The following is a 12,338-nucleotide window of genomic DNA, read 5'->3' as shown; positions in this document are numbered from 1 at the left end:
GCGGGTAACCCCGTGAAGCGGGGTCACTAAGTCGGTCAGTCTTTAGAGGTTGTGTGGTTCTCGTGAATCTAGGGTGCTGATTTCGCCAAGGGTGAGTGGTGTTGCCACGGGGCGTTTGGCAACCGATGTCAGGGATGCGTGTTGGGCGTTTTCATCAGTTGTTCCCTTTGCCGAGAGGCAGGAAACCGCATAGCCGCAGACCTTGCCCTGGCACCAGCCCATCCCGGTGCGGGTAAACGACTTCATGGTGCGTGCATCGGTGGCGCCAAGGACATCGCGTGCCTCGGTTACCTGTGCGTGGCTGACTTCTTCACATCTGCAGATCAAGGTGTCGTCGGTCAGTAGCTCGTCCCACTTTTCGGGTACCGGATGCGCCTGATGCATGGCTGAGGCAAAGCGTCGGTGTCGCTGAATTTGCCGTGCCGTGCTGGTCTTGGGCTGTTCGCCGTTTGCTGCCGAGGCACCAGCGACGTATCCTTCGGCAACGGCTAGCACTGCTCCGCCCACCCCGGTGACTTCACCTGCAAGAAATAGCCCCGGAACGGTGCTTGATTGTTTCTCATCCGCTACGCACACCAAGGAGCCATCGGCGTCGATGCGAGTTTCGGCACCCAAGGAAACTGCAAGTTCTATTTGTGGGGTGAACCCCCAACCAAAACCAACAATGTCCACGTCCTCGAGCAACCGTTCGCTGCCGGGGATGATGGCACCGGAAGCATCTACCTTGGCGATTTGTACGGCGGTGGCACTGGAATCGCCGACAACCTTTGTCACAACGGTCCGGGTGCGGTACCGAATACGGTGTTTGGCAAAGATTGCCGCGTATTCGGCCCCTTCGAGTGCCTTACCCGGAACTCCGCTTGCCGCTCCCATATGCGGTAACCAATTGGTCAGGGAGGAAGATTCGCAGACTGCAACAACCTTGCCACCGGCCGCAGCAATGTTTGCCGCAACTGGAAGCAGGAATGGTCCGGTTCCGGCGACTACAAAGCGTTTGCCCGGCAGCGTTCCGTTGGCCTTGATAAAGGCTTGGATGCCACCGGCTGCCATAACCCCTGGAAGTTCCCATCCGGGAAGTGGCAGCTGGCGGTCATAGCCGCCTGCACATGAAACAAGCTTGTCTGCACGCACCGTTGGAACCTCAATAGTGGTTCCGGTTGCAGGGGTCAGGCGTAGGACAAAGCGCCCCGCGTCTTCTCGCTCGATCATCCAGACCTGGGTATTGGGCAGATAGTGCAAGACGCCCGTGGAGATTGCTGCATCAAAGCGTGAACGTAAGTCTAGGTAGGTCTTCCAACCGTGGTGGCCGTGCCCCTCGGGGTCTGGTTCCACGGATTCGGGACGGTGCCGCCAGAACTGGCCACCGGGTTGGGTAGCAGCGTCAAGAACCACCACGCGTGCGCCGCGCTCGGCCGCGGCAACTGCCGCCGCTAAACCTGCCGGCCCGGCCCCGATGACCGCAACATCAAAGGGTGAGGTAGATTCCTTGCTCATGCGCTGAAGTCCCCTTCAATGTTCATTGAGTCGCTGGCCTGGACCATGCAGGCACGTTGGTTGGGTTCACCGTCAATGGTGATCAGGCAGTCATAGCAGGCACCAATTCCGCAGAAAAGCCCACGGGGTTTTCCCTCATTGCGGGTGGTGCGCCAGGCCTTGATGCCTTGGCCCATCAGCACGGCTCCAACACTTTGCCCGGCTTCTGCCTGAACCGGGGTTGCATTCAGATTTACCGTGATCCGTTGCGGTGGGTTACTCATGCTGCCGACTCCTGGGAAATCATGGTGTTCGGGGTAAATTCGCCAAAGCGTTCGGGCGCAAAGGGGGCAAGTGACATATCGGTAGCTAGCCCAGCCAATGCTTGACCCATCAGTTTGCCGGTTCCAGCCGAGAGGCCGATTCCGGCACCTTCATAGCCGCTTGCATGCCAGAGCCCGGGGGCGCGTGGGTCATGGCCGATCACTGGTAAGTGATCGGGGCAGTAGGGGCGGAAACCATGATAGTGACGGATAATGCGTGTTTTTTCCAGGAAGGGGAATAGGGCAATGGCGTTGGTTGCCATTTGGCGTAGTGCCTCGGTGTTCACTGACCTATCAAAGCCAACGCGCTCGCGCGAGGACCCAATCAAGATAGATCCCGCGGGTGTTCCCTCAACCACCGGGGATGATTGTAGGCCGGCATCCGAGCTGCCAACATTATCTACGTATTCGGCAGCATAAACCTTGTGGTGAACCATGGGTGGCAATGGTTCGGTGACCATGACAAATCCCTTGCGTGGCTTTACAGGGACGTTTACCCCGGCAAGCGCTGCAATATGTTCGGACCAGCTGCCCGCCGCATTCACTACTGCCGGGGCATGGAACTCGCCGCGGTCTGTTGTGACGCCGGTGACGGTTTCTCCATGACGCACAAATCCGGTCACCCGCGTGTTGACCTGTACCTTGGCACCGTTTTTGCGGGCAAGGTTGAGCAGGTGTCCGGCAACCAGCATGGGCTGCACCTGACAGTCATCCGGGTACCAGGCGGCGCCCAGAGCATCGGGAGAAATGTGTGGTTCAAATTCGCGCAGCCGTGGAATATCAACGCGTTCAACGTCAATTCCGTACTCGCCTTGGGCACGGGTTAGACGGTCAAGGGAGGCAAGGGAGGATTCCTTGGAGGCAACAATGATGCCTCCCTTGGATTCGAATTCCCAGTGCCCCGCGTGCTCGGCCAGGTCGCCCCGCCAGGTATCAAGGGAGAACTTTGTCAGTTCGAGTTCTGCTCCCAGTTCCTTGTCTGAGACCAGAATGTTTCCCTCGCAGGCGGAGCTGGTTCCGCTGGCGGGTAGTCCGCGCTCCAGCACGGTGACCGAGAGTCCTTGTTGGCTGGCGAAAAAAGCTATCGCCGAACCAATAACTCCGGCACCAATGACTATGACGTCGCTGGGCGCATTCATGCGTACTCCTACTGTGATTACTTTTCTGAAACTAATTCGGCGTGTTCTGGGGCCCCGGTATTCCACAGACCTCGTGCGTGAGAGATGTGGTGGATCATCAGCTGATAGATTCCATCCCCATCACCTCGTTCAACACAATCGATCATTTCGTGGTGTTCCTGTGCGGAGCCATCAAGCTGGTGGTTATCCATCAGTGTTTTGAGCCCATACATGCGGGTGCGCAAACGTAGATCCGTGGCAAGTTCAACAAGCTGCTTGTTACCCGCGAAGGAGAGCAACCGGGAGTGGAAGGCCCGGTCGGCGGCTAGGTAAGCTTCCGGATCCTTGTTCTTTGCCGTACGGACAATTTCATCGGCAAGGCCGCGCAGTTCTCCTATGCTTTCGCTCGGGATGAGCGGCAAGGCACGCTTTGTTGCTTCCGGTTCAATGAGCAATCGGATCTCCGAAATTTCTTCGAGTTCGGCGTCTGTCATGCCGGTGATCCTGAAGCCCTTGTTTTTGACGGTCTCCACCAGACCCTCACGAACAAGGTCCATCATTGCTTCACGTACCGGTGTTGCCGAGACGCCGAAGGCAGCGCCCAGACTAGGGGCCGAATATAATTCACCCTCCACCAGGTCACCAGAAATGATTGAGGTCCGCAGTTTTTCGGTGACGGTTTCCCGCAGACTCATTTGACGGTCGAGCTTTTCGATTACGAACTTTGATGTGCCAGGCATGATTTCTCTCCGATTTCCACAGGTACGCTTACGCGTTTCTACTCCTGTGATCTTCATACACCACTACCGCAGATACCAAGTCTTCCCACGCCATACCCACTCCTGTGTACAGGCTTGGCTTACCGGCTACGCGCTTAAATTTGCCGTCAACGAGGTCTTTGAGGTTTGGTGGATTGATTTCTTTCCATTCCTCGACGCTGCGTGCGGGGATCAAATCTCCGCTTTCACGCCAGGAGGATGCGCGCCCCTCAACGATGACCTGCGAGCGTTTCACAAGCGTCTCATCAACTTCGCGGGCGTCGAGTCCGTGCTGACCGACCGAGGCAATAATTGCATGATCTGCAGGCAATGAACCATCGAAGAGCGGTGTTGGTGAGGACGTGACGCACAGGATGACATCCGCCTGCCCAATGTCATCGTGGCTACCGCGAGTCACCGCGATACCTTCTGCTGCCAGCTGTTCAATCAGGGCTGCAATGCGTTCGACGCGCCGACCCACAACGCTGAAGGTTCCATCGGGGAAGACTGCCTTAGCGGCGCGGATGTGGTTGACCGCTTGGATTCCCGCGCCGAAGACCAAGACCTTGGGGGTCTTGGTGAACTCGGTTTCCCCGGGAGCCTCTGCAATGTTTTTCACTGCCGTCAGTGTTGCTGCCGGGGTGCGGATGGCGGTGAGTTCGGCACCATCCATGGCGGCGATGGGAGAAAGATTTGAAGAATTAAAGAGCAGATATACGCCCTGAATTTTTTCTTCGCCCTTGGCCGGGTTCAAGGGAGCAATTGTTGCTACCTTGAGCCCCGAGTATCCATCCCCTACCGCTGGCATGAGGAGGAATTCTCCATCGGGTGCCGGTGCAAAGAGGCGTGGCCCGTCTATTTCGGGATCGGTATCCGTGCGCAGTGCCGTCTCGATGGCGGCAATGGCACGGTTAAAGGGAAGCGAGGCGCGAACCTCGGTTGCATCAAAATATGGCAGGGTCACAGCGAAAATCCTTCCGGGAACGGATCAGTTGGATCAAGGAAATATTGGGCCGTTCCGGTGAGCCAGGCGCGTCCGGTCACGGTTGGGATAACCGCGGGCAACCCGCCCACGGTGGTTTCTTCGACAAGCCGTCCGGTGAATTGTGAGCCAATATACGATTCATTGATGAAGTCTGTGTTCAGTTCCAGCTCGCCCTTGGCATGTAGCTGAGCCATACGTGCGCTGGTGCCCGTTCCACATGGGGAACGGTCAAACCAACCCGGGTAAATGGCCATTGCGTGGCGTGAGTACTCGGCATTTGAACCCGGGGCCTTGAGGTAGACGTGGTGGCAGCCGCGAATATCATCACGTTCGCGGTGTACAGGTTCGTCAGTTTCGTTGATGGCATCCATGATGGCTAGGCCGGCGGCGAGCAAATCATTCTTGCGTTCGCGTTCGAAGGGCAAGCCCAACTCTTCGAGTTCGACGATGGCGTAGAAGTTTCCACCAAAGGCCAGGTCATAGTTCACCGTGCCGTAGCCCGGTACCTCAACGCTGGCTCCCAAACGATCACTATAGGACGGCACGTTGCGGATGGTGACAGATTCCGCCTGTCCATCCTTGACTGCTACCTCGGCGATGACCAATCCGGCGGGGGTATCAAGTCGGACGGTGGTGACTGGTTCGTGGACTTCAACCATGCCGGTTTCAACAAGCACGGTGGCCACGCCGATGGTTCCATGTCCACACATGGGTAGGAGTCCGGAGACCTCAATGTAGAGGACTCCAAAGTCTGCATCTGGGCGTGTTGAGGGTTGCAGGATGGCCCCGCTCATGGAGGCGTGTCCTCGTGGTTCGCGCATCAGCAGGTTACGGATCCCGTCGCTGTTCTCCATAAACCAGAGGCGACGTTCGGCCATCGTGGCTCCGGGGAAAGTTCCAACGCCGCCGGTGATAACGCGGGTTGGCATGCCTTCGGTGTGTGAATCCACTGCGTGGAAGATCCGGCTAGTGCGCATGAGGGATGCAGGCTCTCTAACGATCAGGTGTTGTGTCTAAAGGGCGGGTCATAGTGGGGGCGAGGGTTTGCGTCTAGAACAAACCCCCACCCCCGACTACGAGTATTTTTCAGGTTACTTGTAACCCTTGGCTACTGCAGCCTCGGTGTCGGCGATAACCGCTGCGTGGATCTCCGGGGTGAGCGGGTTACGCGGCGGGCGGCAGACGCCACCGTTGAGTCCCACAACGTCCATGGAAAGCTTGATGGACTGAACGAATTCGGTCTTGGTGTCCCAGCGCAGCAGCGAGTGCAGGTCGCGGTAGATTTCGCGAGCGCGAACCATGTCGGTCAGATCGCCGGAGGTGGCAAGACGGTAAAGTTCCACGGTTGCGTGTGGGATGGCGTTCGGGTAGCCGGCTACCCAACCAACGGCACCTGCAAGGCCCATTTCCAGGACCGTATCATCGGTGCCGATGAGGATATCCATGCCCGGTGCCAATTCCTTGATTTCGTAGGCACGGCGTGGGTCACCGGTGAATTCCTTGATGCCTACGATGAGACCCTCGTGGAATAGTCGGGCAACAAGTGCCGGGGTCAAATCAACCTTTGTATCGAATGGGTTGTTGTAAGCAACAACCGGCAGGCCTGCCGAAGCGGCGAGGCGGAAGTGCTCGACTACTTCCTCTTCCGATGCGCGGTAGGTGTTTGGTGGCAGGCACATGATGGCGTGTGCGCCGGCATCCTTGGCCTGCTGCGCCCACTTCTGGGTCTGCAGTCCGCCGTAGGCGCCAACGCCTGCCATGACTACGAAGCCTTCCGGAGCCGCTTCTACAGCGACCTCGATGACCTTTGCACGTTCTTCATCGGAAAGGGTCTGGTATTCACCCAGTGATCCGTTAGGTGCGATGCCGTCGCAACCGCTGCTTGCAAGGAAGCGTACGTGGTCTGCGAATGCCTCGTAGTCAACCGAGAAGTCGTCCTTGAACTGCAGTGCCGATGCGACGATAACTCCGTGCCATGGCTTCTTGGTGGTGCTCATGTTGTGTTCCTTTCAAGAGGATTAAAGTGTTGGTACTTCACTGAATTTCAAACTTGTGGGTGACGCTTGCAGCTCCATGCCGTACATCACATTTCAATAGTAGCATGTGACATTGTACAGAGGGAAGAGGTTGGCCGAACTATTCTGAAAGAGCAGCGTTTACCGGCGTCCCCGCTTGGTTTTTAGCAATATTCTCGGCCTCTTCAACCCAGTAATCAGCACCGGTAATGCCAAGTTTCAGCGGATCAAAGATTGGATCGAGTCCCGCCTTGCACTGCTTGTCGTAGTCACGGGTGACCTTGAAGACGACCGCAGAAAGCGCGAGCAGACAGAGCATATTGATCCAGCCCAGGGTTCCGTAACCAATATCGCCAACCGCCCACATGACATCGGCACTGACAATGCCGCCGTAGAAGGTAATGCCGAGCATGCCAAGCTTTAAGGCCCAGTCCAAGACGGGATTATCGTCTCGCCCACTGAGGTAGACAAGGTTGGTTTTGGCAATGTAGAAGAAAGCGACAAGGGTGGTGAAGGCAAAGAAGAACAGTGCAATGGCGACAAAGCCCGGGCCAACACCCGGCAGCACCGTGCTGATTGCCGTCTGCGTGTAGGCGGCTCCGGCGGTAATCCCGGGAACTCCCTGCACAAGTGCCGTGCCATCTGCCGCAAACACGTTGTAAGAACCCGTCATGATGATCATCAGACCGGTGGCGAAGCAAACAACAACGGTATCGATGTAGATGGAGAAAGCCTGGACCAAACCCTGCTTGGATGGGTGTGAAACCGAGGCCGCTGCCGCTCCATAGGTCCCCTCCCCCACGCCCGCAACGTTGGAGAAAACAGCGCGGCGCACACCCCAGGCCACCGCTGCACCGACGATGCCACCAAAGACCTGATGGGTGCCGAAGGCCGAAGAAATGATCAGGTTGATGGTTGGAATAATCTGCTCGTAGTTCGCGATGACGATGATCAGTGCCGCAAGAATGTAGCCAACCGCCATGACCGGAACCATGATCTGTGCGGCGCCGACAATGCGCTTGGTGCCACCAACAATCACGAATGCCATCAGTGCGGTAATGGCGATGGCGCTAACCAGCGGCGGAATATTGAAGGCAGTTTCAACGCTTGAGGCGATGTTATTTGACTGCACGCCGGGGAAGACAAATCCGTACCCAAGCATGGCAATTGCCGAAACCACTACCGCCAGCCACTTCAGTTTGAGCCCGTGCTCAATGTAGAACGGCATGCCGCCGCGGTGCTCGCCATTGATGCGGCGCTTGAAGACCTGGGCCAGCACGGTCTCGGCATACGAGCTTGCCGAGCCAAGTAGCGCGCAGATAACCATCCACAGCAGGGCACCGGGACCACCTGCGGCAATTGCCGTGGCAACGCCGGCAATATTTCCCACACCCACGCGGCTTGCAAGCGTCAGGAGCAGTGCCTGCGCGGGAGAAATTCCATCGGGGCAGTTCTTTTTGCTCAGGATCTGGCGAATCATGTCCGGGAAGCGTCTAAATTGCACGAGTCCGGTCATGACCGTGAAGAACAATCCAACGGCCAGGGCAAAGTACGCCATGGGGTTCCAGATTGCATCGTTGATAGTGGTCAACATGTCCATAGATTTTCCTTAAGTCTTTTCAAACAGTTGCGGAGAGCCGAGTCAGCCTCGGCACCCATTGCGAATTCGACTGCAAGTGGAAGCGCATTTTCATGTACCCGGAAGCCGGATCGGCTTTGATCCATCCCGAGGTCCGTGCCACCGAAAATCACGAGCTTTTCAGACCTAGCACCCTACTGCCGCGATTCCGGAAAACGCCTCGCGCAGGCACCTCCGGAACGCAAAGCTATGTCGCCCGTCACGATTCTATACAATGGTACATGTCACATATTTGAGTGGCAAGGGTTTCCACGAGGTCTTTTTCTACGCAAAGGGAGTAGTGGATGTATGGAAAATCCGTACATCCACTACTCCCTTAATTACCCTAGGTTCAGCTAGGCGATACGCCCCATGGTTTGCTGCCGGCGCACTTCCCATTCCGGATTAATAACAGGCACCGCGCTGAGCAACGCCTGCGTATATTCTTCCGTTGGGTTGTCAAAAACCTGGGCTGTGGTTCCCTGCTCAACAATCTTCCCGGAGCTCATGACTGCCACATCATCAGCGATCTGACGAACCACGGCTAGATCGTGGGCGATAAAGAGGTAGGAATAACCAGATTCCTGCTGCAAATCACGTAGCAGATTGATGACTTGGGCCTGAACAGAAACGTCCAACGCCGATACCGCTTCGTCACAGATCACGAGTTTGGGCTCAACGGCCAACGCTCGAGCAATGCCGATACGCTGGGCCTGTCCGCCGGAGAACTGACTGGGATAGCGGCTGCTGTGATCCGGGTTCAGGCCAACACGTTCCAATAGCGTCTTGACCAGCACCCGGCGGTCTACTCCCCTGATCCCTTGGTAATCAAGAGGTGCAGCGATGATTCGGTCAACCGTGTGTTTTGGATTCAGTGAGGAGAAAGGATCCTGGAAAACAACCTGCACATTGGCCCGAAATCTCCGCAAGGTCGCATCGCTGGCCCGGGTTACGTCCTCGCCCTCAAAGTGCATGGTTCCGGAGGTGACGTCCAGGAGTTTGGCAATCATGCGTGCGGTTGTCGACTTGCCCGAACCGGATTCTCCGACCAGCGCCGTGGTCCGGCCAGCGTGAAGCGCCAGGGAAACCTGGTCAACGGCCCGAAAAGTTTCCGTTCCGGCAAAGGCGCCTCCCTTACTCACCTGAAATTCTCGAACCAGGTTCCTGGCTTCCAGAAGTGCCTGGCTCGACACCGCTTCGGTTACGCTGCTCATGCCTCACTCACCATTCCCATTTCAACTTTCTTAAGAGCCCGAATTGGGTCATCAATCCGAGGAATAGCATCAAGCAACGCCTGTGTGTAGGGATCTTGGGGCGTTGAGAAGACATCCTCGGTGGTCCCGCTCTCCACTACCTTGCCCTTGTTCATGACCAACACCCGTTGGGAGACTTGCGAAACCACAGCAAGGTCATGGGTAATAAACAGCATCCCGGTCCCGGATTCGTTCTGGAGCTGCGACATGAGTTCCAGGATCTGGGCCTGGACCGTGACGTCCAATGCTGTGGTTGGCTCGTCCGCGATCAGAAGATCCGGCTCGCAACACATTGCCATCGCAATCATGATGCGCTGGCGCATGCCTCCGGAGAACTGATGCGGATAGCTGTCAACCCTTCGCTGGGGATCGGAAATACCGACCCTTCCCATGGCGTCCACTGCAACGAGTTTCGCGGCCCGCATCGAGCCCCCGCGGTGGGCCTTGTACGCTTCCGCAATTTGCATGCCCACCGTGTAGTACGGGTTCAGCGAAGACAACGGGTCCTGGAAAACCATGGCCATGCGGTTGCCACGCAGTTTACGCATGTGCCGCTCCGATGCCCCGAGAATCTCTTCTCCGTGCAATTTGATGCTGCCGGTGGTTTTGGCTTTGGGTGGCAGCAGCCCCATGATGGCCAGGCTTGTCATGGACTTTCCGGAACCCGACTCACCAACGATGCCCACTGTTTCATTGCGGGCAACAGTGAAACTGATCCCCTGCACCACCGTTGCTATTCCAGCACTTGAGGCAAAGGAAACCTCCAAGTCGGCTACTTCCAGCAGCGAATTGCTTCCTGCCGCGTCTAGATTTTTCATGCGACCTTTGTCCTCACGCGTGGATCCAGCGTTGTGTACAGTACATCGACGATGATGTTGCCGACGATGACAAATAGCGCGGCCATCAACGTCACACCCATAATGACGGGCTGATCATTTTTGCTGATGGCATCCGAGGTCATTTTTCCCACACCGTTGAGTCCGAATACCGTTTCGGTGATGAGCGCCCCACCCAGCAATCCGGCAAAATCCATGCCGAACATTGTGACAATCGGGGTCAGTGATGGGCGTAGCGCATGTCTGCGCAGAACGAGCATGGAGCTTAGCCCCTTTGCCCGCGCAGTCCTGACAAAGTTCTCCCCTAACGTGTCGATCATGTTCGCTCGCGTTAGACGTGCGTAGAGGGACGCGTAGCCGAACGCCAGAATGCTCCACGGCATGATGTATGACTGGAACCAAAACAGCGGATCTTCGCCAAAGGCAGGAGTGGATGGGAACGGCAAAATCTGCAGCTCAACCACGAGAACGTATTGGAGAACCAGTGCAATGAAGTAGTTCGGAAGGCTGATGCCACTCAACGCAACCATCATTGCGGCCTTGTCCCACCAGCTTCCTTGCTTGACCGCACTAATGACCCCTGCGCTGACGCCAATGAGGAGCCAGAGGATTGCTGCACCAACTGCAATGGTGATGGATACCGGCATACGCTCGGCGATCATGTCCAATACGGATTGGTTCGTCTGGAAGCTGAAGCCAAGGCACGGTGCCGCGCACTCGATTGCGCCTTCGCCGCTTCCGTAGGTGCGACCCATGAAAATACCACCCAAGAACGTAAAGAACTGGGTCATGAACGGTTGATCAACTCCGAGCGTTGCCCGGATCTGGTCGATGCGATCGGGGGTGCAAGTCTTGCCACAAATCATGACTGCGGGATCCGGCGACAAGGCAAAGAAGATCCAATATGTCAGCAGCGCAACGAGTACAAGAACACCCGCCGCGGCCAAAAGTCGTCTAACTAGATACGTAATCACTTGGAAGTCTCCCCGGTATCAATAGCACGGCTGAGGTGATCCCCAAATACGGTGAAGGAGAGAACCGTCAGGAAGAGGAACAAACCAGGGACAAAGAAGAACATGGGGTCGGTTGCGTACCAGGGAACTGCAGTGGCAATCATCTGGCCCCACGACGGGGTAGGCGGCACAACGCCGACGCCCAGGAAGGACAACGCGGCTTCGGTACCAATGTATGAAGGCACCGCAAGGGTCACCAACACAATGATGGTTCCGGTGAGGTTGGGAAGAATTTCCTTGAAGACAATTGCCGACTTGCTGGCACCGGAGGCTTGGGCGGCTTCCACAAACTCACGCTGAGCCAGCGACATGGTCTGTCCCCGAATAACGCGGGCCGTGTATGGCCAGCCAAAGATGCAGAGGACCACCACCAGCAGGACCGGACGGTTGCCGGCGGGAAGCGCCGAGAGCAGTGCAATCATGAAAATGAGTGACGGGAAGGCCATCAAGAAATCCATGATGCGTGAAATAACCTGGTCCACCCACCCGCCAAGGAATCCAGCGAGCATGCCGAGGACGACGCCAACAACCGTGGTGATTGCCGCGGCCGAAAATGCTATGGAGAGGGAGACCCTGGCACCGTAGACAATACGGGCAAAGACGTCTCGTCCGCTCTGTGGTTCGACACCAAACCAATGCTCCGCGCTGACACCGCCCCAAGGCAGGTTCGGCAAACCACCGAGATCTGCGTTGATTGCGGTGTCGTCGTACTGGAACGGATCCCAACCGCTCAGCTTGACGAGCAGGGGTGCTGCGATTGCCACGAGGACAATCAGAACGATAAAAAGGGCGCTGAGCATTGCAGCGGGGGAAGCAAGCATCGCGGTGGTGACCCGCCGAAGTGTGGTGGAACGGCCTCTATTTGGGCCCGTCCCTCCACCTTCCTCGGCAGTCACTTCACCGGTCTCGGCCATCAGGCCGACGGGAAGCATTGACATGGCGAAAC

12 protein-coding genes are annotated in these 12,338 nt (G+C 56.9%); all 12 read right to left on the bottom strand.

The window, feature by feature from the left end; translation table 11 throughout:
• Positions 1-42: 42 nt before the first annotated feature.
• The 12 genes from CQ018_RS05590 to CQ018_RS05535 all read right to left on the bottom strand — a co-directional run bounded on the left by CQ018_RS05590 (position 43) and on the right by CQ018_RS05535 (position 12,330).
• Positions 43-1,494, bottom strand: a complete 1,452-nt coding sequence (locus CQ018_RS05590) for an NAD(P)/FAD-dependent oxidoreductase (RefSeq protein WP_105548994.1) — start codon at positions 1,492-1,494, stop codon at positions 43-45.
• The gene (locus CQ018_RS05585; protein WP_105548993.1) at positions 1,491-1,757 is read right to left on the bottom strand and encodes a (2Fe-2S)-binding protein; all 267 of its coding nucleotides are present in this window, start codon (positions 1,755-1,757) and stop codon (positions 1,491-1,493) included. Before CQ018_RS05585 ends, CQ018_RS05590 begins: the two co-directional genes overlap by 4 nt.
• Positions 1,754-2,935, bottom strand: coding sequence for an FAD-binding oxidoreductase (locus CQ018_RS05580; protein WP_105548992.1), 1,182 nt, complete (start codon positions 2,933-2,935; stop codon positions 1,754-1,756). Before CQ018_RS05580 ends, CQ018_RS05585 begins: the two co-directional genes overlap by 4 nt.
• A gap of 17 nt (positions 2,936-2,952) precedes the next feature.
• Positions 2,953-3,654 (bottom strand): GntR family transcriptional regulator, encoded by a 702-nt coding sequence (locus tag CQ018_RS05575; protein ID WP_105548991.1) that lies wholly within the window; start codon positions 3,652-3,654, stop codon positions 2,953-2,955.
• 28 nt (positions 3,655-3,682) lie between these two features.
• Entirely contained in the window at positions 3,683-4,636 is a 954-nt protein-coding gene (locus CQ018_RS05570) for an ornithine cyclodeaminase family protein (protein ID WP_105548990.1), read from the bottom strand.
• On the bottom strand, positions 4,633-5,634 hold the full coding sequence (locus CQ018_RS05565; RefSeq protein ID WP_105548989.1) for a proline racemase family protein: 1,002 nt from the start codon (positions 5,632-5,634) through the stop codon (positions 4,633-4,635). The genes CQ018_RS05570 and CQ018_RS05565 overlap by 4 nt, the downstream gene beginning before the upstream one ends.
• Positions 5,635-5,748: 114 nt before the next feature.
• Positions 5,749-6,654 (bottom strand): dihydrodipicolinate synthase family protein, encoded by a 906-nt coding sequence (locus CQ018_RS05560; protein WP_105548988.1) that lies wholly within the window; start codon positions 6,652-6,654, stop codon positions 5,749-5,751.
• 139 nt (positions 6,655-6,793) lie between these two features.
• A complete protein-coding gene (locus CQ018_RS05555; protein WP_258142410.1) occupies positions 6,794-8,266 on the bottom strand; it encodes a sodium:alanine symporter family protein in 1,473 nt (490 codons plus the stop codon).
• A gap of 380 nt (positions 8,267-8,646) precedes the next feature.
• Positions 8,647-9,504 carry an ATP-binding cassette domain-containing protein gene (locus CQ018_RS05550; RefSeq protein ID WP_105548986.1) on the bottom strand — a complete coding sequence of 286 codons (858 nt, stop codon included), beginning with the start codon at positions 9,502-9,504 and terminating at the stop codon, positions 8,647-8,649.
• Positions 9,501-10,361 (bottom strand): ABC transporter ATP-binding protein, encoded by an 861-nt coding sequence (locus CQ018_RS05545; protein WP_105548985.1) that lies wholly within the window; start codon positions 10,359-10,361, stop codon positions 9,501-9,503. The genes CQ018_RS05550 and CQ018_RS05545 overlap by 4 nt, the downstream gene beginning before the upstream one ends.
• Positions 10,358-11,353 (bottom strand): ABC transporter permease, encoded by a 996-nt coding sequence (locus CQ018_RS05540; protein ID WP_105548984.1) that lies wholly within the window; start codon positions 11,351-11,353, stop codon positions 10,358-10,360. The genes CQ018_RS05545 and CQ018_RS05540 overlap by 4 nt, the downstream gene beginning before the upstream one ends.
• The gene (locus CQ018_RS05535; protein ID WP_105548983.1) at positions 11,350-12,330 is read right to left on the bottom strand and encodes an ABC transporter permease; all 981 of its coding nucleotides are present in this window, start codon (positions 12,328-12,330) and stop codon (positions 11,350-11,352) included. The genes CQ018_RS05540 and CQ018_RS05535 overlap by 4 nt, the downstream gene beginning before the upstream one ends.
• Between the last annotated feature and the right edge of the window lie 8 nt (positions 12,331-12,338).

The organism is Arthrobacter sp. MYb227 (assembly GCF_002975435.1).
GTDB lineage: Bacteria > Actinomycetota > Actinomycetes > Actinomycetales > Micrococcaceae > Paeniglutamicibacter.
Note: the sequence above shows the minus strand (reverse complement) of the source record. Positions and strands in the feature narration are given on the sequence as shown.

What these genes read in the sequence shown, in the direction of transcription:
- CQ018_RS05585 (WP_105548993.1), bottom strand. Translation starts at nt 1,757, where the DNA reads ATGAGTAACCCACCGCAACGGATCACGGTAAATCTGAATGCAACCCCG.
- CQ018_RS05575 (WP_105548991.1), bottom strand. Translation starts at nt 3,654, where the DNA reads ATGCCTGGCACATCAAAGTTCGTAATCGAAAAGCTCGACCGTCAAATG.
- CQ018_RS05565 (WP_105548989.1), bottom strand. Translation starts at nt 5,634, where the DNA reads ATGCGCACTAGCCGGATCTTCCACGCAGTGGATTCACACACCGAAGGC.
- CQ018_RS05550 (WP_105548986.1), bottom strand. Translation starts at nt 9,504, where the DNA reads ATGAGCAGCGTAACCGAAGCGGTGTCGAGCCAGGCACTTCTGGAAGCC.
- CQ018_RS05580 (WP_105548992.1), bottom strand. Translation starts at nt 2,935, where the DNA reads ATGAATGCGCCCAGCGACGTCATAGTCATTGGTGCCGGAGTTATTGGT.
- CQ018_RS05535 (WP_105548983.1), bottom strand. Translation starts at nt 12,330, where the DNA reads ATGTCAATGCTTCCCGTCGGCCTGATGGCCGAGACCGGTGAAGTGACT.
- CQ018_RS05555 (WP_258142410.1), bottom strand. Translation starts at nt 8,266, where the DNA reads ATGTTGACCACTATCAACGATGCAATCTGGAACCCCATGGCGTACTTT.
- CQ018_RS05560 (WP_105548988.1), bottom strand. Translation starts at nt 6,654, where the DNA reads ATGAGCACCACCAAGAAGCCATGGCACGGAGTTATCGTCGCATCGGCA.
- CQ018_RS05545 (WP_105548985.1), bottom strand. Translation starts at nt 10,361, where the DNA reads ATGAAAAATCTAGACGCGGCAGGAAGCAATTCGCTGCTGGAAGTAGCC.
- CQ018_RS05590 (WP_105548994.1), bottom strand. Translation starts at nt 1,494, where the DNA reads ATGAGCAAGGAATCTACCTCACCCTTTGATGTTGCGGTCATCGGGGCC.